Source organism: Winkia neuii subsp. neuii DSM 8576 (assembly GCF_000420405.1).
GTDB classification, from domain to species: Bacteria; Actinomycetota; Actinomycetes; order Actinomycetales; family Actinomycetaceae; genus Winkia; species Winkia neuii.
The window spans coordinates 178,477-198,465 of record NZ_ATUW01000003.1 but is presented as its reverse complement, the minus strand read 5'-3'; the positions used below and the strand labels follow the sequence as shown (position 1 = coordinate 198,465).

General features: G+C 57.3%; 17 protein-coding genes. All 17 read left to right on the top strand.

Going from position 1 to position 19,989, the window contains the following annotated elements; translation table 11 throughout:
• Positions 1-220: 220 nt before the first annotated feature.
• Complete coding sequence (locus G437_RS0104235; RefSeq protein WP_024331343.1) at positions 221-1,621, top strand: geranylgeranyl reductase family protein; 1,401 nt, start codon at positions 221-223, stop codon at positions 1,619-1,621.
• Positions 1,622-1,712: 91 nt separating this feature from the next.
• Positions 1,713-2,093, top strand: coding sequence for an NADH-quinone oxidoreductase subunit A (ndhC, locus tag G437_RS0104230; RefSeq protein WP_024331342.1), 381 nt, complete (start codon positions 1,713-1,715; stop codon positions 2,091-2,093).
• 13 nt (positions 2,094-2,106) lie between these two features.
• Positions 2,107-2,691 (top strand): NADH-quinone oxidoreductase subunit B, encoded by a 585-nt coding sequence (locus G437_RS0104225; RefSeq protein WP_029769260.1) that lies wholly within the window; start codon positions 2,107-2,109, stop codon positions 2,689-2,691.
• On the top strand, positions 2,688-3,410 hold the full coding sequence (locus G437_RS0104220) for an NADH-quinone oxidoreductase subunit C (RefSeq protein WP_024331340.1): 723 nt from the start codon (positions 2,688-2,690) through the stop codon (positions 3,408-3,410). The genes G437_RS0104225 and G437_RS0104220 overlap by 4 nt, the downstream gene beginning before the upstream one ends.
• Entirely contained in the window at positions 3,410-4,777 is a 1,368-nt protein-coding gene (locus G437_RS0104215; RefSeq protein ID WP_024331339.1) for an NADH-quinone oxidoreductase subunit D, read from the top strand. The genes G437_RS0104220 and G437_RS0104215 overlap by 1 nt, the downstream gene beginning before the upstream one ends.
• Positions 4,777-5,508 carry an NADH-quinone oxidoreductase subunit NuoE gene (gene nuoE, locus G437_RS0104210; RefSeq protein ID WP_024331338.1) on the top strand — a complete coding sequence of 244 codons (732 nt, stop codon included), beginning with the start codon at positions 4,777-4,779 and terminating at the stop codon, positions 5,506-5,508. The genes G437_RS0104215 and nuoE overlap by 1 nt, the downstream gene beginning before the upstream one ends.
• Positions 5,505-6,803, top strand: coding sequence for an NADH-quinone oxidoreductase subunit NuoF (nuoF, locus tag G437_RS0104205; RefSeq protein WP_024331337.1), 1,299 nt, complete (start codon positions 5,505-5,507; stop codon positions 6,801-6,803). Before nuoE ends, nuoF begins: the two co-directional genes overlap by 4 nt.
• Positions 6,800-9,361 carry an NADH-quinone oxidoreductase subunit G gene (locus G437_RS0104200; RefSeq protein WP_024331336.1) on the top strand — a complete coding sequence of 854 codons (2,562 nt, stop codon included), beginning with the start codon at positions 6,800-6,802 and terminating at the stop codon, positions 9,359-9,361. The genes nuoF and G437_RS0104200 overlap by 4 nt, the downstream gene beginning before the upstream one ends.
• Positions 9,358-10,680: an NADH-quinone oxidoreductase subunit NuoH gene (gene nuoH, locus G437_RS0104195; protein WP_024331335.1), complete on the top strand. Its 1,323-nt coding sequence runs from the start codon at positions 9,358-9,360 to the stop codon at positions 10,678-10,680. Before G437_RS0104200 ends, nuoH begins: the two co-directional genes overlap by 4 nt.
• Before the next feature lie 22 nt (positions 10,681-10,702).
• On the top strand, positions 10,703-11,329 hold the full coding sequence (gene nuoI / locus G437_RS0104190) for an NADH-quinone oxidoreductase subunit NuoI (RefSeq protein WP_176745092.1): 627 nt from the start codon (positions 10,703-10,705) through the stop codon (positions 11,327-11,329).
• Positions 11,326-12,297, top strand: a complete 972-nt coding sequence (locus G437_RS0104185) for an NADH-quinone oxidoreductase subunit J (protein WP_024331333.1) — start codon at positions 11,326-11,328, stop codon at positions 12,295-12,297. The genes nuoI and G437_RS0104185 overlap by 4 nt, the downstream gene beginning before the upstream one ends.
• Positions 12,294-12,593 (top strand): NADH-quinone oxidoreductase subunit NuoK, encoded by a 300-nt coding sequence (gene nuoK, locus G437_RS0104180; protein WP_024331332.1) that lies wholly within the window; start codon positions 12,294-12,296, stop codon positions 12,591-12,593. Before G437_RS0104185 ends, nuoK begins: the two co-directional genes overlap by 4 nt.
• A gap of 13 nt (positions 12,594-12,606) precedes the next feature.
• Positions 12,607-14,553 carry an NADH-quinone oxidoreductase subunit L gene (gene nuoL, locus G437_RS0104175; protein WP_024331331.1) on the top strand — a complete coding sequence of 649 codons (1,947 nt, stop codon included), beginning with the start codon at positions 12,607-12,609 and terminating at the stop codon, positions 14,551-14,553.
• A gap of 15 nt (positions 14,554-14,568) precedes the next feature.
• Positions 14,569-16,107, top strand: coding sequence for a complex I subunit 4 family protein (locus G437_RS0104170; RefSeq protein ID WP_024331330.1), 1,539 nt, complete (start codon positions 14,569-14,571; stop codon positions 16,105-16,107).
• A 1-nt stretch (position 16,108) separates the two neighbouring features.
• Entirely contained in the window at positions 16,109-17,668 is a 1,560-nt protein-coding gene (nuoN, locus tag G437_RS0104165) for an NADH-quinone oxidoreductase subunit NuoN (RefSeq protein ID WP_024331329.1), read from the top strand.
• A complete protein-coding gene (locus G437_RS0104160; protein WP_024331328.1) occupies positions 17,665-18,678 on the top strand; it encodes a polyprenyl synthetase family protein in 1,014 nt (337 codons plus the stop codon). Before nuoN ends, G437_RS0104160 begins: the two co-directional genes overlap by 4 nt.
• A gap of 107 nt (positions 18,679-18,785) precedes the next feature.
• The gene (locus G437_RS0104150) at positions 18,786-19,982 is read left to right on the top strand and encodes an MFS transporter (RefSeq protein ID WP_081638900.1); all 1,197 of its coding nucleotides are present in this window, start codon (positions 18,786-18,788) and stop codon (positions 19,980-19,982) included.
• The last annotated feature ends 7 nt before the right edge of the window (positions 19,983-19,989 follow it).

Genomic DNA, 19,989 nt, shown 5'->3' with positions numbered 1-19,989 from the left:
CTAGCTGCGCTAACTTGGCCTTTCGCGAATCATTTAATAGACAACATCGCCGTTGCATAATCAGGTGGGCGACGGTCTCCGAACGTGCCCTGGGTAAGGCCTGACAACAGGCATTATGCGGCCCTAGAGCGGGTTAAAGTACTTCCGAGTATTCTTTCAGCTGACATTTGCTGCCCTGTGGCAAGTGGTGGAACTGTAAGAATCGGAAAAGGAAACGACTTTGGGGTTTGACAAGAACCGCGTCGAAACTGACGTAGTTGTTGTAGGCGCCGGACCTGCAGGATCAGCCGCAGCTTACTATCTGTGCCGCGCCGGCCTAGACGTGATCGTGCTCGAGCGGGCCGTTTTCCCTCGCGACAAAACATGCGGGGACGGGCTTACCCCGGCTGCGGTCGCAGAACTGTTGCGCATGGGCATAGATCCACGAACTGACCCCGGGTATCAGAAGAATGCCGGGCTAGTGGTAATCGGTGCTGGCAACAGGGTAGAACTGCCTTGGCCAGAGCAGGCCACCCGCCCCGGATTCGGGTCTGCTCGCCCTCGCATTTCCTTGGACCAATCTTTAGCTATGCACGCCCGCGCCCAAGGGGCGCAGGTATGGGAAGGTGTAAATGTAACGGGCGCCATCTACGATTCTGGGCGCGTCGTTGGGGTACAAGTGCAGCGCAAGGCCGATCCGCTAGAGGGCCCCAAGGTCAAAGACCAAGAGCTCTATGACGCGCTCACCCCCGCTGAAGCGCAGCATAGCCCAGCGCAATTGGAGGCCGCCCGCAAGGATAGGGAGCGCGTCTCGGCAATGCCAGAAGAATTTCAGGTGCGCGCACGCCTAATAGTCGACTGTGGTGGGGTAGCTGCAAAGCTAGCCACAAAAGTGGGGCGTGTGAAATTGGCAAACCGGCCCATGGGTGTGGCGGCGCGCACTTACTACCGCAGCCCGCGGGCGCACGAAGCGAACATGGAATCCCAGCTCGAACTGTGGGACGGCAAACCGGGCAAATCTAACCTGCTTCCCGGCTACGGGTGGATGTTCCCGCTAGCCGGTGGGGTGGTGAACGTGGGGCTAGGGTCTGTGTCTTCGACCTCGGCGGCAACTAAACTGCCCTACAAGCAAATCTTCAACTCCTGGACCGGTGCTACCCCTGCTGCTTGGGGCTACAACAGCGACAATCAGGTGGGGGCGCTCAAATCGGCCGCCCTGCCAATGGCGTTTAATCGCAAACCGCAGTACGAAGCGGGGTTGGCCTTGCTGGGAGACGCGGCTGGCATGGTAAGCCCCTTCAACGGCGAGGGGATTGCTCCCGCATTAGCGGGGGCGCGCATGCTTGCCGAGGCCACCCAACTGGCCTTCGCGCGTAACAGCGTAGCCGGCTTTGATTCGGCCATGGAAGTATTTGTGCAACACCTGAGTGACGAATGGGGCGGCTATTACCGGCTCGGAACGGTGTTTGTGAAACTAATTGAACGACCAAAAATAATGCAGGCTTGCACGCGCTATGGGCTTCCCCTCGATCGCCTCATGGTTGCAGTTCACAAGCTTTTGTCCGACGGATATGAACGGCACGGCGGCTCCATCGACGATCGTTTTATTGCCCTTCTAACGAGGCTGGTGCCGAAAGTATGAGCGTTATGATTTACGCTCGAATAAAAGTCACGAGCGTTCACGGTTTTCAAGACAGGGCGTTTGTAACGCCAAATAAAAAGATGGAGGCAACATGTCACAGTTTCTGATTATGGCTGCCGCCGCCCTCGTGCTGGCGGTGGGTGGCTTGGTGCTGTCGGCTTTTTTGGGAACGAAGAAGTTCTCGCGCACTAAGGAACAGACCTACGAATGTGGCATTGACCCGATCGCTGCTGAATCCGCCCACGAGGGCAGGTTTCCAATTAAGTATTACTTCGTGGCAATGACTTACATCGTCTTCGACATCGAAGTCGTGTTCTTGTACCCCTGGGCTGTTTCCCTGAACAAGTTTGGCGCCTTGCCGAACGGCCAACACCTGGGGCTTATTTCGTTAGCTGCAATGATGATCTTCCTGCTGCTTCTAGTGGTGCCCTACGTATATGAGTGGCGTCGCGGCGGTCTGGACTGGGACTAGGAAAGGGTTGAGAATGGCTGAAGTTGGTGGCCGCCGCGAGCAGATGGAAAATGATCTGCCGAACGGTTTTGCAATTACCTCAATGGAGCGCCTCATTGGTCTAGCCCGAAAAGCCTCGGTTTGGCCTGTGACTATGGGGCTGGCGTGCTGCGCAATTGAAATGATGTCTGCAGGTACTCCCCGCTACGACATTTCGCGCTTTGGTATGGAAGTGTTCCGTGCTTCGCCGCGTCACGCAGATCTGATGATCGTCTCCGGTCGAGTGGCGCACAAAATGGCTCCTATCATCCGCAACGTCTACGATTCCATGCCTGAGCCAAAATGGGTCATTTCTATGGGGGCTTGTGCGTCTACGGGCGGCATGTTCAACAACTATGCGGTAATCCAAGGCTGCGACCACGTGGTGCCCGTCGATGTGTACCTGCCTGGCTGCCCGCCTCGGCCTGAGGCACTTATCAACGCGATTTTAGTGTTGCACGATCAGATTCACTTCCAAGAACCGCTTACCGAAAAGCGCCGCCGCGAGGTTGCCCGTTTAGCCGAGAAAGCGGCCCTCGAGGCTACTCCTACCCATATGCAGAAGGGACTGTTGGCATGAGCGAAAACAATATCGTTCCCTCCCACTCGGAAGGCAGCCCCGAGCGTGCCAATCCAAATCCCGAGCTAATCGGGGTTCGCCAGGGGCTATTCCACGTTGCTGATGCCGGCGATACCACGGGTTTTGGCGGGCTAGAACAAAAGGTATTCCTTCCCGGCGAATCCACGCGCCCCTATGGCGGTTGGTTCGACAGCGCGGTAGACGCCCTCGAGGAAGATATCCGCGAGGCCGGCCTCGAAGTTGGCAAGGTAATCGAGCGCGTGGTGGTGGATCGCGACGAGCTAACTTTGTACATAAGCCGCGAAAACATTGTGCAGGTCTGCCAGATGCTCCGCGACGATCAGGATTTGCGTTTCGAGATGTGTTTGGGCGTAAACGGAGTGCACTACCCGCAAGATGCTGGGCGGGAATTGCACGCCTGCTACATGCTCCTTTCATTTACTCATGGCCGCCAGCTGCGCCTCGAGGTCAGCTGCCCCGAAGACGATCCCAAGATCCCGTCCGTCGTTTCGGTATACCCCGGCAACGATTGGCACGAGCGCGAGACCTGGGATTTGATGGGCATCGTGTTTACAGGGCACCCGTCGCTTACACGCACCGCATTGCCCGACGATTGGGTGGGGCACCCGCAGCGCAAGGATTATCCACTGGGTGGCATTCCGGTCGAATACAAGGGCGCTACAGTTCCGCCCGCTGACGTACGGAGGTCTTACAACTAATGTCGCATTCAACGCCGCTTTACCAGGCTGCACCTCCGGTAGTAGACGACGAGGGGCTCCCCGAGTTCACTTCGTCGGGGGGTGATTGGGACGAGCTCACTCAGCAGATCGAGGAGCAGTCTCTTCACGAGAAGTTGGTCAACGAGCGCATTGTGGTCAATCTCGGTCCGGTCCACCCTTCCACCCACGGGGTGTTGCGCCTGATCGTCGAAATTGATGGCGAAATTGTTCGCAAGGTTCACGTGGGTACCGGGTACTTGCATACCGGCATCGAAAAGAACATGGAATACCGCACTTGGACGCAGGGCTCCACATTCTGCACTCGCATGGATTACGTGGCCTCGATGCTGAACGAGGGCGCCTACGTGATGGCCGTCGAAAAGCTCATGGGGATTACCGCTCAGATTCCTGAGCGTGCCCAACTCATTCGCGTACTAATGATGGAGTTGACGCGCGTCGCCTCCCACATGGTAGCCATAGCCACTACGGGCAACGAACTCGGTGGCACTACCTTGATGACAATTGGTTTCCGAGGCCGCGAAGAGATCTTCCGGATCTTCGAGCGCGTGACGGGCTTGCGCATGAATAACGCCTACCTTCGCGTGGGCGGGGTGGCACAGGATCTTCCTTCGGGCACCACCGAATATGTGCGCGATCAGCTTCCCAAGGTACGCCGCGACCTTGGCGAGCTCGAGGATCTGATCATGGATAACCCCATATTCAAATCCCGTTTCCAAGGGGTTTCGTACATTTCCCCAGAGGCTATCTTCGCCATGGGGCTTACGGGGCCTTCGCTGCGCGCTGCCGGCTATGCCTACGACGTGCGCAAGATGATGCCGTACTGCGGTTACGAAAATTTTGAGTTTGACGTGTGCACTCAAACGACTTCCGACGCATACGGGCGCATTAGGGTTCGTTTCGACGAGTGCTACCAGTCATTCCGCATCATTGAGCAGGTGCTGGATCGTTTGGACGAGTGCGAGGGGGAGCCGGTAATGGTCGAAGATAAGTCGATCGCCTGGCCATCCCAGCTGTCGGTAGCCGCCGACGGGCAGGGGAATTCTCTCGAACACATCAAGCACATAATGGGCACTTCCATGGAGGCCCTAATACATCACTTCAAGCTAGTCACCGAGGGTTTCAAGGTCCCCGCGGGGCAGGCAACGCAGATTATCGAACATGCCAAGGGCATCATGGGCTGCCACGTGGTATCGAATGGGGGAACTCGCCCCTACCGGGTGCATTTCCGGGAGCCGTCCTTTTCGAATTTGCAGTCGCTTTCGTTACTTGCCGAGGGCGGGATGATTTCCGACCTCATTGTGTCGCTGGCATCGCTTGATCCGGTACTGGGAGGGGTTGACCGCTGATGAGTAACTATTCGCCCGAGGTCGAAGAGCGGCTGCGCCGTGAGGCCCGCCAGATCATGGACCGCTATCCGGAGGGACACCAGCAATCGGCGCTAATTCCGATGTTGCACTTGGTTCAGTCCGAAGACGGTTATGTGAGCGCGAATGGCATTGCTTTTTGCGCGCAAATGCTCGATATGTCGCGCAGTGAGATTTCGGCTGTGGCCACTTTTTACACCCAGTTCAAGCGCCACCCTGCCGGCAAATACAATTTCGGTATCTGCACGAACGCGCTGTGCGCAGTAATGGGTGGGGATGCCATTTACGAGGCGGTGTCTAGCCACCTCGGGATTGGCACAGACGAGACTACCGAAGATGGCAAGATCACGCTCGAAGCTATCGAATGTAATGCGGCGTGCGATTATGCCCCGGTGGTGATGGTCAATTGGGAATTCTTTGACAACCAAACGCCTCAGTCTGCTTTGGATTTGGTCGACGACATTCAGGCTGACCGGCCTATTCATCCCACCCGCGGGCCGCAGGTTTGTCCCACGTTTACCCAGAACGAGCACCTGTTGGCAGGGTTTTTGGACGGGCATCAGCACGAGGGCCCTTCTGCGGGCGAGCCGTCCGTGTTAGGGCAGCGCATTGCTCGCGAAAAGGGTTGGAAGGCACCCGATAACGAGCAGGCAATAGCCGCAGCTAAGGCCGCGCGCGAGCAGGCTGAAAATGAAGGGGAAGAGGACAAGTGAACGGAATAACCACTGACACTCTTACGCCGATCCTCACCGAGCACTGGGGCGAGGACCGGTCGTGGACCTTGGAACATTACCGGGCTCACGGCGGCTACGAGGGGCTAAAGAAGGCTCGGGCGATGAAGCCCGAGGACGTAGTAAACGCGGTCAAAACTTCCGGATTGGCCGGTCGTGGCGGCGCCGGATTCCCGGCGGGTCTGAAGTGGTCTTTCTTGCCACCTGACGACGGCGGTCCCCGATATTTGGTGGTAAATGGCGACGAGTCGGAGCCAGGAACCTGTAAAGATATGCCGCAGATTATGGCAAATCCGCACTGCCTCATCGAGGGCATGGCCATCACTTCCCATGCTATTGGTTGTAAGCAGGCGTTTTTGTACCTGCGTGGCGAGGTAGCTCATGTTTACCGCCGCATTCTTTCCGCTATCGCCGAGGCCGAGCAGGCGGGCATTTTAGGGGATCTTAAGATTGTGGCTCACGCAGGGGCGGGAGCTTACATCTGTGGCGAGGAAACTGCACTGTTAGATTCGTTGGAGGGGCGGCGTGGACACCCGCGTTTGAAGCCTCCATTCCCGGCGGTGTCGGGTCTGTATGCCCGCCCAACTGTGGTGAACAACGTAGAAACCATTTCCCAAGTTGCCGGGGTATTCAAGAATTCTGTCGATTGGTACGCCTGTATGGGCACCGAAAAATCACGCGGTCACGGTATCTTCTCGATCTCTGGGCACGTAAAGCACCCCGGCCAGTTCGAGGCGCCGCTCGGAATCACCATGCGCGAGATGCTCGAAATGTGTGGAGGCGTTCGCGAGGGGCATGAGCTCAAGTTCTGGGCTGTGGGTGGCTCGTCCGCCCCGATTTTTACCCCTGAGCATTTGGATGTGCCGCTTACCTACCAAGACGTGGCAGCCGCCGGTTCGATGCTTGCGACTCGAGCCATTCAGGTTTTTGACGAAACGGTTTCTGTCGTTCGCGTCATTACCCAGTGGATCGATTTCTACCAGCACGAATCCTGCGGCAAATGCACTCCCTGCCGCGAGGGGACCTACTGGTTAAAGCAAATTATGCACCGTCTACTCGAGGGCAAGGGCCGCCCGGGAGACCTGGAGCTCATGGAAGACATCTCGTCTAATATCGCGGGCCGCAGTTTCTGCGCCCTCGGTGACGCGGCGGCTACTCCAATTCCCAAGGCTCTGAAGTACTTCCGCGAGGAATTCGAGGCAGGTTACAGGCATCCCGCCTGGGAGCTGTTCCCCTACGAAGCATCCACCAAGTTCAGTGAAGGAGGCGCCCGATGAGCGAAGCGAGCGATTTGATTTCGATCAAGATCGACGGCCAGAGCGTCGAAGTACCCAAGGGCACACTGATTATTCGGGCGGCGGAAAAGCTTGGGATTCACATTCCGCGCTTCTGCGACCACCCCTTGCTCGATCCCGCTGGGGCTTGCCGTCAGTGTCTAGTAGAGGTGGCTATGCCTAACCGCTCAGGCGAGGTTGCAAAGATGCCTAAGCCGCAGCCGGCATGCACCATGACAGTAGCTCCCAAAATGGAGGTCTATACCCAACGCACTTCTGAGGTGGCGAAGAAGGCTCAGCACGGAATTATGGAGTTCTTGCTGATCAACCACCCTCTAGATTGTCCAATTTGCGACAAGGGCGGCGAATGCCCTCTGCAGAACCAGGCGATGTCCCATGGGCAGGGCGAATCGCGTTTCGGCGAAGCAAAGCGTACCTTCCCCAAACCGGTATCGCTAACTTCGACAGTTTTGCTCGACCGCGACCGCTGCATTTTGTGCCAGCGGTGTGTGCGCTTCCAAAAGCAGATTGCTGGCGACCCGTTCATCGATCTGCAGGGGCGTGGCGGTGGGTCTTCCCCGCGTGACAACCACGTTTTCATGGGCGAGCAGATTGGTCGTTTCGACACGAAGTCGCTGGGCATTGCGTCTGCGGAACAGGCAGGCTCTAGTGTTGCCTCAGCTGAGCTTTCGGGCCCTGGGGGCGCAGCTGGTGCTGAGCAGGGTTACCATACCGGGCAGATTTATCCGGCGGATCAAGACCAGTCCGGGCGCCGGTTCTCCTCTTACTTTGCTGGCAATATAATCCAGATTTGCCCGGTGGGGGCGCTCACTTCTGCAACCTACAGGTTTAGGGCCCGCCCGTTCGACCTCGTTTCTACCCCGGGGGTAACCGAGCACGATGCTTCTGGCGCAGTGCTCCGCAACGACGTGCGTCGCGGCAATATTGTGCGTCGTCTGTCCGGGCGCGACATGGAAGTGAACGAGGAATGGATTTCAGATAAGGACCGTTTCGCCTATCAGTGGCAGTTCGGTAAGAATCGCCTGTCCATGCCCCTTGTGCGCAAGGACGGCGAGTTGGTCCCCACTTCTTGGGCCGATGCTCTAGATCAGGCGGCCCGAGGTCTTTCCAAGGCGCAAAACCCTGCCTTGCTGCCCGGCGGGCGCCTCACTTTCGAGGACGCTTTTGCCTGGTCTAAGTTTGCTCGAGTGGGCCTGCGCACAAATAACGTGGATGCTCGCTTCCGGCTCGCAGGGGCCGAAGAAGAGGCGTTCTTGGCCTCCTCGGTGGCGGGCAACGGACTCGACGTAACCTATGCGGATCTTGATAAGGCAAAGCAGGTACTGCTTGTTGGGCTAGAGCCCGAGGACGAATGCGCTACTTTGTTCTTGCGTCTGCGCAAGGCCTCTCGCAAGGGGCTCAAGGTTGCTACCGTGGCACCTATTTTCACAGCGGGGTCCGCCAAGATGGGGGCCGTGCACGTGCCAGCGGCCCCGGGTACTGAACCCGAAGTGCTAGCAGCGATTGATAGCTCCGCTAGCGGGGATCAGTCCTATATTGCCGACGGGCTAAAAGAGGGCATCGTGCTAGTTGGCGAACGTGCCAGCCAGGTACCCGGTCTGCTTACTGAGGTAGTGAAACTCGTAGAGCGCACCGGGGCAGCTCTGGCATGGGTGCCCCGGCGAGCCGGCGAACGTGGAGCCCTCGAAGCGGGGCTGCTTCCGTCGGTGTTGCCGTTTGGCCGCGCGGTTGCTGATCCGGCTGCACGCACTTCTTTGCAGGATCTGTGGGGTCAGCTTCCCACGGAATCCGGCCTCGATTTGGAGGGGATCTTGCAGGGGGCAGCCTCCGGCAAGGTTGACGCTCTAGTTGCCGGTGGAATCGATACCCGCGATTTGCCGGTCGATGCGTTGGCGGCAATTAGATCTTGTAAGTTTGTTGTAAGTCTCGAGGTTTTACAAACCCCGCTGACTCAGATAGCCGATGTAGTGTTGCCGGTAGCTCCCGTAGCCGAGAAGGCCGGCACGTTCATTAACTGGGAAGGGCGCTTGCGTCCGTTCGGGCAGTCTCTTTCGTCGCCGGCAATGAGCGATCGTGAGGTGCTCGATTTGCTGGCCACTGAAATGGAACGGCCGATTTCGTTAGCTTCTTTAGCGGATGTACACAACGAGGCCAATGTGCTGATGAACTGGGAAGGTAAGAGGGCGCTGCACCCGCACGTGAGCGCTGGCGCGTTGGCCGCGCCTGGGCAGGGGCAGGCGGTGCTTGCTACGCACAAGCCGCTGCTCGACAATGGCATTCTTCTTTCGGGCAACTCTGCTTTGGCAGGGAGCGCACGTCGATCCGTGGCGTGGATACCCAAGTCTTTTGGTGTGCCCGAAGGTGCCGAGGTGAATATTTCTACTGAGGCGGGCACTATTACACTGCCCGCTCACGTAGCCGAAATGGTCGATCGGGTGGTTTGGTTGCCGCAGTGCTCCGACCGCTCCCACGTGTACGAAACACTCGGCGTCGGTAGTGGCGCTGTAGTAAGCGTTACTGCCTCGGAGGTGACCCGGTGAACGCTCTGACAATATTTTCTACGGCAGGACATGAGGTCCAGCCGGCAGACTTTAGCCAGGAAACTTGGTGGCTAACCCTCATAAAAGCGGTTTTCATCATTGTTTTCTTGCTCATTACAGTGATTATGGCGCTGTGGGTCGAAAGGCGCGGTTTAGCGCGCATGCAGACCCGCCCAGGGCCGAATGTGCACGGCCCATTCGGGCTTCTGCAGGCGGTCGCCGACGCGGTGAAGTTACTCGTCAAAGAAGACTTTAACAAAGAGGGCGTGGACCGAATCTTGTATCTGGTGGGCCCCCTGATCGCTGCTTTCACAGCTTTCATGGTGTTGGCGGTGGTTCCTTTTGGGCCTAACGTGAACATTCTTGGCCACTCCACCCCCTTGCAACTAATGGATCCCTCTATTGGCGGGTTGTACGTGTTGGCGATTGCCTCGCTGGGAGTTTACGGGATTATCCTGGGCGGATGGTCCTCTAAGGGAACGCTCCCGCTGCTAGGGGCTATGCGTTCGTCGGCTCAGGTCATCAGCTACGAACTGGGCATGGGAATGGCAATGGTGTCCGTGTTCATCGTGTCTGGGTCCATGCGTACTTCCCAGATCGTGGCAGCCCAGTCTCCCGTGTGGTGGTGCTTCGCCCTCATCCCGGCGGCCTGCATCTACTTCATTAGCGCCATTGCCGAGATCAACCGCTTGCCGTTCGATCTTCCAGAGTGCGAGGGCGAGCTGGTTGCCGGCCACGAGACCGAGTATTCGTCGATGAAATTTGCTTGGTACTACTTGGCTGAATACATCAACATGTTCAACGTCTCCTGTGTATTTACCACCTTGTTCTTGGGAGGTTGGCGCTTCCCATTTGGGGAATACATTTTGGGCGGGGTCCTAAACACTGGCTTTTTCCCGATGCTGTGGTTCATCATCAAGATGTGGGCGGTTGCCTTCTGCATCATTTGGGTGCGAGGCACCTTGGTGCGTGTTCGCTACGACCAGCTCATGAATCTGGGGTGGAAGGTTCTGCTCCCCATCTCGTTGGGGTGGGTCGTAATCGTAGCCCTCATGCGTGGAATCAGCCTCTACGCTCACGTAACCCTCGTGCAGATGCTCATTGGAATTGCCGTCGTCTTCTTAGTTGCGCTCGTGGTAATCGGATTGACTGGGCGGCAAAAACAACACGACACCGGGCCCGATGAGCCGTTCGATCCAATGGCAGGGGGATATCCTCTGCCACCGCTACCTGGCCAGCAAATGCCGGTAAGTCCGCGTGCTGGGCGCGCTGAGGTAACCCTTGCTGGAGCAGGGAAGGAAGGTGAACCAAGTGAGTAGACGAAATCCCACCCGCGAGGACATGCGCTACGAGCATGATCCGAAGGGGCCACTAGGGAAACTGTTTTCGCCATGGGCAGGATTTGGAGTCACCATCTCCTCTTTCTTCCGCCCCACCGTTACTGAACAGTACCCTTTCGAGGGTCCCTATGTGCAGCCGCGTTTTCACGGCAGGCACCATTTGAACCGCTATGCCGACGGCCTCGAAAAGTGCATTGGCTGCGAGCTGTGCGCTTGGGCGTGCCCGGCGGACGCAATTTTGGTCGAGGCCGCTGTAAATCGCCCCGACGCACAATATTCCCCAGGGGAACGTTACGGCAGGGTCTACCAGGTTAATTACTTGCGTTGTATCTTCTGCGGCTACTGCATAGAAGCGTGCCCTACCAGGGCGCTGACTATGTCTAACGATTTCGAATTGGCCGAGCAGCATCGCGACCGGCTAATTTACGAAAAAGACCAGCTGCTGGCCCCAATGCAGGAGGGCATGCTTGCCGCCCCGCACCCGATGGTCGAGGGCACCACCGACGGTGACTACTACCGTGGAGCCGTTTCTGGCCCAACTGAGGCACAGATTTCATGGGTCAAGGACCATCGCCCGGAAGATCCCACGCTCTCGACTGCTAAGGCGGTAAAGGAGGAAGCACTGTGAACACGGTCCTGCCGCTAGCAGCGCAAACAATTTCTACTGGCGAAACGGTCATGTTTTGGATTGCAGCCCCACTATTGGTGTTGGCCGCATTGGGAGTCGCACTGTGCCGGAAGGCGGTCCACTCTGCAGTCTGCATGGTCGCCGCAATGCTCATTCTGGCTCTTTTGTATATCCAGCAGGGCGGACTCTTCTTGGGGGTAGTACAGGTAGTCGTATACACCGGCGCGATCATGATGATGATCTTGTTCGTCGTAATGATGGTCGGGGTCTCGGCTTCCGACAACTATCGCAAGTCCTCGACCGGGTTGCGCTGGTTCGCCTGGTTGGCTGGGGCTGGTCTTATAGCTCTACTAACCTGCGCGGTTGTTGCCTCTAAACTGCCGGTGTTTGGTCGCCTGGCAGATGCGGCCGGTTCCGACAATCCGGTGGCTGTTGGCATTTCAATCTTCACCGAACATACCCACACGCTAGTTCTTGCCGACGTTCTGCTGATCACTGCAGTAGTTGGCTCTATGCTGCTGAACCACGCCGATCGCCTGCTACCCAAGGCAGACCAGCGCCACACGCTGGCAGCCAGGTGGAATGCGTGGCGGACTCACGGCACACACCTCGGGCAGCTGCCCGCCCCCGGTGTCTATGCCACTACCAACGCGGTCGATGTCCCCGCCATTTCTGGCGAAACAGGCGAACCTATCGAAGCTTCTGTATCGCGGGTATTGCGCGCGCGGGGCGAGGCCCGCACACTCGCAACCGTAGAGCCCAAAGCGGCGGCTGCGTTGCGTGAAGAGCGTAGCGGGGATAAGTCGAAAGGGCTGCACGGCGCCGCTGCTACCAAGGCAGTGGGCCGGTCCGGAGCCTGGGGTATGCCCGGTCAGGGAGCCCCCACCGGTCTGCGGCAGCCCGGCAAACGCGAGGTGGAGGCCGCCGGCCCCCAACCCGTCCAGGGAAAGGAAGGCGAAGATAAGTGAGCCTCACTAACTACGTCGTGCTGGCAATAGTTTTGTTTGCCATCGGCGCCGTAATCGTACTTACTCGGCGCACTGCATTGATCGCCCTCATGGGAGTAGAGCTAATGCTCAACTCAGTGAATCTTATGCTCGTCACCTTCGCGCGCATGCACAACAATATAGAAGGCCAGACCATGGCATTCTTCGTGATGGTTGTGGCTGCCGCCGAAGTAGTGGTTGGGCTGTCCATTGTCGTATCGATCTTCAAGTCCAGGCGCACCACCTCGGTTGATGCTCTGAACTTGATGAAGAACTAGGAGGCTAGCTCAAATGAATGCTATGGCACCTGGGGTAGCCACCGGTGCGGCCGCCTACGCGTGGCTGATGATCGTACTGCCGCTTGTGAGCGCAGGGCTGCTACTGCTGGCCGGGCGGGCTAGCGATCGCTGGGGGCACTGGGTTGGCGTCGTCGCCTCTTGGGCCTCTTTCGTCGTGGGCCTGCTTATTGTGTTGCAGCTTTACACCCTGGCTCCCGGTTCTAGGGCGCTGCATGTAAAACTGTTCGAATGGGCAGGGCTCGGAGCAGACAACACCATTGAATTGGGACTTCGGTTAGACCCGCTTTCTATGACTTTCGTGATGCTGGTTACCTTCGTGGGTTCCCTCATTCACGTCTACGCGGTGGGCTATATGGAACATGACGCAGATAGGCGCAGGTTCTTTGCCTACCTAAACTTCTTCGTTGCGGCGATGCTCACGCTCGTGCTTGGCGATTCCTACCTATTGCTGTTCTTCGGCTGGGAGGGCGTCGGTTTGGCCTCCTACCTGCTGATTGGATTCTGGAACCACGTTCCTGAGAACGCCACAGCGGCAAAGAAGGCCTTCGTTATGAACCGCGTGGGCGATATGGGCTTGCTGTTGGCCATGATGGCTATGTTCAAGGTGGTTGGCTCTTTTGCCTTTACAGATGTGCTTGGCAGCGCCGCTGACGGTACTATGACACGCCACTGGGCAACAATTATTGGCATCTTCTTGCTAGTGGCCGCCTGCGGTAAATCGGCGCAGTTCCCCTTACAAGCGTGGTTGGGCGATGCAATGGCCGGACCCACTCCGGTTTCAGCGCTCATCCACGCGGCTACCATGGTCACGGCCGGTGTCTATTTGATGGTCCGCTCCGGGCTCATTTACTCGGCGGCTCCAACTGCTCAGCTGCTGGTAGCAATAGTAGGGGCCATTACCTTGCTGTTCGGAGCCATTGTCGGCTGCGCAAAGGACGATATGAAAAAGGTGCTAGCAGCATCTACCATGTCGCAGATCGGTTACATGATGCTGGCGGCGGGGCTCGGCCCAATTGGCTGGGTCTTCGCGATCTTGCATCTGGTCGGACACGGGTTCTTCAAAGCTTTGATGTTTTTGGGAGCCGGCTCGATCATGCATGCAATGAACGAGCAGGTAAACATGCGCCGCTTCGGCGCATTGTCGAAGGTAATGAAGGTCACCTGGCTTACGTTCATGATGGGCTGGCTAGCGATTCTGGGCATCCCCCCGTTCACAGGCTTCTTCACCAAGGATCCGATCATCGAATCCGCGTTTGTGCCCGATGCTTTCGGCACTGCAGGAGCCTGGATCTTTGGGCTAATAGCTCTAGTTGGGGCAGGGATCACGGCCTTTTATATGTCGCGGCTATTCTTCATGACTTTCCACGGCGAAGCCCGCTGGACCACGGTTAACGATGGTGGACAGGTGCACCCAAGCGAAGTTGGTCCTTTGATGACCATTCCAATGATCATTTTGGCAATATTTGCGATCGGCTTTGGTGCGGCGGTGGCACCCACAGGGTTCTTCGCCAACTGGCTAGAACCTGTTACCGGGAAAGCCTCCCACGGCGAACCCGTGCTGGCCCCCCTCGCAATAACCATTTGTACTCTTGCCGTCGTGCTTATTGGGGCAGTTGTTGCCTGGATCAAGTACGGACGCAGGAGCGTGCCGAAGATTGCTCCCGCAGCGAATCCGCTCGTTGTTGCTGCACGCAACGACTTGTACCAAGACTCAATCAACGAATCCCTATTTATGCACCCCGGTATTGCCCTTACCAAGGGCATCACAGTTGCCGACAAGGGAGGCATCGACGGAATCGTGGGTGGGCTCGGAAAAGGCTCGCTCGGGCTTGGCAACTTCATCCGCAAAATTCAAAACGGCCACATTCGCTCCTACGCCGCGTACATCGCTTGCGGCGTTCTGGTTGCCCTTGTTGCCGTGTTCGGAACCAGGCTCTGAGGCGGTAGGTAAGATATGCAAGTTATTAACGCGACGTTCCCGCTACTTACACTGTTAGTAGCAATCCCTGCCATCGCAGCCTTGCTGCTATGGTTGGTTCCTGCTCTGCGCAACAGTGGCCGCCTAATTGGCATCCTTACTTCGGGGATTGTTCTTCTTGGAGCTATTGCCGCTGCAGCAAGTTTTGACTATGGCAAGGCTGGTGCCTACCAGTGGGCCGAAACGTATCCGTGGATCAGCCAGTTGGGGGTTTCCTGGGCACTTGGTGTCAACGGCCTCTCGTTGGCGATGCTTCTGCTGTCTGCACTGCTGACGCTGCTGGTAATAGTCGCCTCCTCCCGCGAAGGCAAGTACTACGCCTCTACTGAAAAGGCCGAGGGCGGGTATGTAGCGCTGATCTTGGCGCTAGAAGCCTTCATGGTGTTGATCTTTACCGCTCGCGACGTCTTCCTGTTCTATCTGGCGTTCGAAGCTATGCTCATCCCGGTTTACTTCATGATTGGGCGCTACGGCCGTAACGGACGTGCGCCAGCACTCAAGTTCCTCTTGTACTCATTGGCTGGTGGTCTGGTCATGCTAGCCGGGGTAATTGGGCTTTACGTGGTGGCACCGCGGCCGAGCGGTACCTTCCTGATCGAAAATCTGGCTGGCCAATTGCACGTATCCGCCGGCATCGAGATGGCACTGTTCCTCAGTTTCTTCGCTGCCTTTGCGATCAAGGCTCCCATGGTGCCGGTACATACCTGGTTGGCGGATGCCGCTGAAAGCGCCCGTCCGGGAACATCCACCCTGTTAGTGGGCATCCTGGATAAGATTGGCACTTACGGCATGATCGCCATGTGCTTAGCTATCTTCCCAGGCGCTTCGCACAGAGCAGCCTTGCCAATTGTGATCGTTGCCGTAGTCTCGGTACTCTGGGGTGGAATTGCAGCCATAGGGCAAAAGGATCTGCTGCGGCTAATCTCGTTTACATCTGTGTCCCACTTTGGCCTCATGGTTATGGCTATCTTCATTGGAAACCAGACCGCGCTGATCGGGGCGATGGTTTACATGGTCGCCCACGGTCTGTCCATTGCCGGCATGTTCCTAATTTCGGGCTTTATGACAAACCAGGCCGGCACCCAGAAGATTGCTGAATTTGGGGGATTGCAGAGGATAACCCCGGTGTTGGCTGGCACCTGGCTGATTTCTGCTCTGGCAGCCATAGCCCTGCCCGGACTTTCCGGATTCCCGGCTGAGTTCATGGTCTTCGTTGGCACCTACAAGGTGCAACCGGTGGTGGCATTTTTTGCGGTATTTGGGGTAATCCTGGCGGTGTTGTATGCGCTGATTCCCTACCAGCGGATCTTTACCGGCCCGCCGAATCCGGAGCGGCAAAAGCTCCACGATCTAACCGGGAGCCAAAAGTGCGTTGTAGGGGTACTTTTAGCAGCCATGCTGGCATTGGGATTCTTCCCCAAGGCCGTAACTACCCTGGTTGAGCCTACCGCAGCCCAAGTAGTCCCGGCCCCGGTGCAAGTTGGCCCCGCCGGTGTAGACACGGAAGGGAAATAACATGCAAGCAACCCAATTTAGTCAGTGGCTTATTTTGTCGCCGCTAATCGTGCTGCTCGCCGGCGCGATCGTGGGGGTGCTCATTGAAGCCTTTGTTCCGGCCGCCATCCGCCGTAAGGTTCAGGTGGTCTGGAGCGTCATCACAATCCTGGGTGCTGGAATTGCCCTCACAATTCTGGGGCTCGAGACTTACGGGAAAATGCCTCAAACTGTGGGAGCAGGCGAATATAGCGCGGATGGTCTCACCTTTGGGGCGCAGGTGATAATGCTGATAATCGGTCTGCTGTCGGTACTTGTCATGGCTGACCAGACTGAGCTCGGGGACGGCTCATTTGCCGCCCAGCCGGCAGACGTTCCGGGCTCGCGAGCTGAAGAACTTTCCCAACACGTTGGTTACCAACGCTCGGAAATGTTCCCCCTCGCTCTGTTTTCGCTAATCGGATTGATGGTGTTCCCCGCAGCGAATTCATTGCTCACCCTATTCATCGCCCTCGAAGCATTTTCACTTCCCTTCTATATCCTGTGTGCCACCGCTCGACGCAGGCGGCGCATTAGCCAGGAAAGCGCTATCAAGTACTTCGTGCTCGGGGCTTTTTCTTCTGGCTTCTTCCTGATGGGGGAGGCAATGCTGTTCGGCTATTCGGGCTCGCTTTCGCTCAGCGAGATTGCCAAGACGGTGCCCATGGCCGGCGGGGATTTGGACTGGCTGTTGCTAGCAGGCGTTGTACTCATGACAGTAGGCTTGCTGTTCAAAGTCGGGGCAGCGCCCTTCCACGCGTGGACTCCAGACGTGTATCAGGGAGCACCGACTCCAATCACGGGGTTCATGGCAGCAGGAGTAAAAGCCGCAGCATTTCTGGCGATGGTCCGCTTCTACTTCGTGATTGCCGGACAGCTCGGCTGGAACCTCGTGATCTTTATGTGGATAGTGGCCATTTTGACCATGTTTGTGGGAACCTTCTGGGGCCTTGTTCAAGAAGACATCAAACGCATGTTGGCCTTCTCGTCCATAGCTCACGCTGGTTTCATTTTGATCGCAATCATTGCGCTAGACGACCAGTCGACGGCAGCAGTGATGTTCTATCTGCTTTCTTACGCGATCGCTACCATCGGCGCTTTCGCTGCTGTGACGTTGGTACGTCAGCAGGATCCGGAGGGCAAGATATTGGGCGAGGCTAATCGCATTGAGGCCTGGGCCGGGCTTGGGCGGAAAAACCCGCTGCTAGCTGGTTCGATGTTGGTCTTCCTGATGTCGTTTGCGGGCATCCCCCTTACGGCAGGATTTATTGGCAAGTTCGTCGTGTTCGCCTCCGGGCTGAGGGCGGGGCTGTGGCCGCTGGTGATCATCGCGGTAGTAGCATCCGCGATGACAGCGTTCTATTACTTCAACCTTGCACGCACCATGTTTATGGACGAGCCGGCGACCAGTTCCAAGGTCGTTAAATCTCAGGGCATTGTTATGCCGGTTGTGATTCTTTGTGCAGTTCTAACCGTGCTACTTGGCGTACTTCCCGCGCCGGTCCTGAATTTCTTGGCAAATGCGACTATCTTCGTTCCGTGACCCAAACTGCAGTAACTCTAAAATCAGCTGACCTGCAGAGCGAACTCGAAAATGCTCTGGACGAGGTCGAGCGCCGCCTCCGCGACTCTGTCGTGGGGGCGCGCGGGCTAGTCGACGATCTGACCGCGCACCTGATGGCCGCCGGAGGGAAGCGGATGCGGCCTATGCTGGTGTTGCTTTGTGCTCAGCTAGGATCGCCCTCGCGCAGGTCCTCTAACAGCGTGTTGGACGCTGCTGTGGTGGTGGAACTAACCCACCTTGCAACGCTCTATCACGACGACGTAATGGACAGCGCCCCCTCGCGTAGGGGAGCGCCCGCAGCCCAGCGGATTTGGGGGAACAACCGCGCAATCTTGGCCGGGGACGTGCTCTTTTCGAGGGCGTCTCGGCGCGTGGCCAAGCTCGGTCCGGAGGCCGTGATGCAGCACGCGGCCACTTTTGAGCGGCTGTGCATGGGACAGTTAAACGAGACCTTTGGTCCAAACGAAGACGAAGATCCGGTGGACTTTTACATTCAGGTGCTCGCTGACAAGACCGGTTCGCTGGTTGCTCAATCCGCCCGCTACGGCGCCGAGATGAGTGGAGCCGGACCAGAAGTAGCCAACTACGTTGCTGAGTATGGCGAGAAGGTGGGCGTTGCATTTCAGATTGCCGACGACGTAATCGATCTGGCTTCGGATCCCGAAACCTCTGGCAAAACCCCGGGTACCGATCTGCGCGAAGGGGTCGATACTCTTCCCACGCTCCTGCTCAAGTCGCAGGCTGCAAAAGGCGAATTGGACGCGAAGGGAACCCAGATCTTACGTCTTCTCAAAAACGACCTGGAAGACGATGCGGCACTGGCACAAGTCGTGGGGCTGCTGCGTGAACACCCGGTGCTGGAACAAACTCGCGCGTTGGCACGCCAGTGGGCCGACGAGGCGAAGCAAGTGTTGGAGGCGCTGCCCAAATCCGACGCCCACTCCGCACTCTGCGAGTTCGCAGACCTGCTGGTAGATCGCATGTCTTAGGCAAGAAAAGCTATACAGAAGCGCCCTTTTGGGCGCTTTTGTATGTTAAGCCTCAAATGGCTTCCCAGCCTTGGAATTACTAGCCAAATCCCTATACTGAAAAGGGTATGAGTAAATCCAGTAATTCCCCAAAGCTGTTCACCCCATCTTTCATATCGCTTACATTTTCGTCATTTTTCGTAATGTCGACTATGTACTTCTTGATGTCGACCATGGTGGGATACGCGATCTCAGAATTTGCTGCAGGCTCCTCGGCAGCAGGATTGACTTCAGGAATCTTTATTTTCGGCGGCTGCTTCGGCAGAATAATCGCCGGAAGGGCCCTAGAAAGATACGGAGAGCGTGGCCCAGCGGCCATATTTTTTGCCCTGTTCGTGTGTAGCGCCGGGGCATATTTTTTGGCTTCGTCGCTGACCGTGTTGCTAGTTATACGTCTCTTTCACGGACTCTGCTTTGGAGTTACCGCAACGATTCTGGCAGGCGCCGCCATGCGTACCGTGCCTCCGGCGCGGCGCGGGGAGGGATCCGGATGGTTTTCCACGGGAACCTCTATGGCCACCGGAATTGCTCCCTTCGTTGGTATGTGGCTGGCTTCGCTGCCACATGGGTACGCGATCCAGTTTGGCGTTTCGACGGGCATTGCGGGAGCCTCCACCGTCCTGGCTCTGGCGTGTTGGAAGCAGCTGTCAGTGGCTGAACCAGGGCAGGAAAAAGAACCAGAACACGGCATAAACAAGTGGCTGGCGCCCAAAGCCTTGCCGATTGCCCTAGTTGTTTCGTGCTGCTCCGCGGCTTACGGCTTTTTGCTGTCGTTTTTGCAGCCCTTTGCTGCTCACCGCTCGCTTGAAGGGCCCGCCCGCTGGTACTTCGTGGTGTACGCGGCAGTTATTTTATTGTCGAGGCCGATTGGTGGGGTAGTGCAGGACAGGCGCGGCGACGACGTGGTGGTTATTCCCACGTTGCTGTGTTTTACGTGCGGCTATCTGCTTACCGCCAACGCGCACGGGTCGATAACGCTGCTGGCTGGGGCCGCCCTGTTGGGCCTTGGCTATGGAACTGGAATTTCGGCCGGGCAGGCCAGTGCGGTTGCGAAGGCTGGCCAGCGCAGGGCAGGCATGGCAGTGTCTAGCTACTACTTACTCATCGACTTGGCAACCGGGGTAGGTCCCTTCGTAATTGGGGCTGTGCTGCCGCTCCTCGGCTACCAGCTCACGTTCTCGCTTGCCGGGTGCCTAGCACTCATTGGCTTGGCGTTGTACCTAACGTGGGCACGTAAAATTCCCGACGCCAAAATCCTCCTCTAATTCGAAT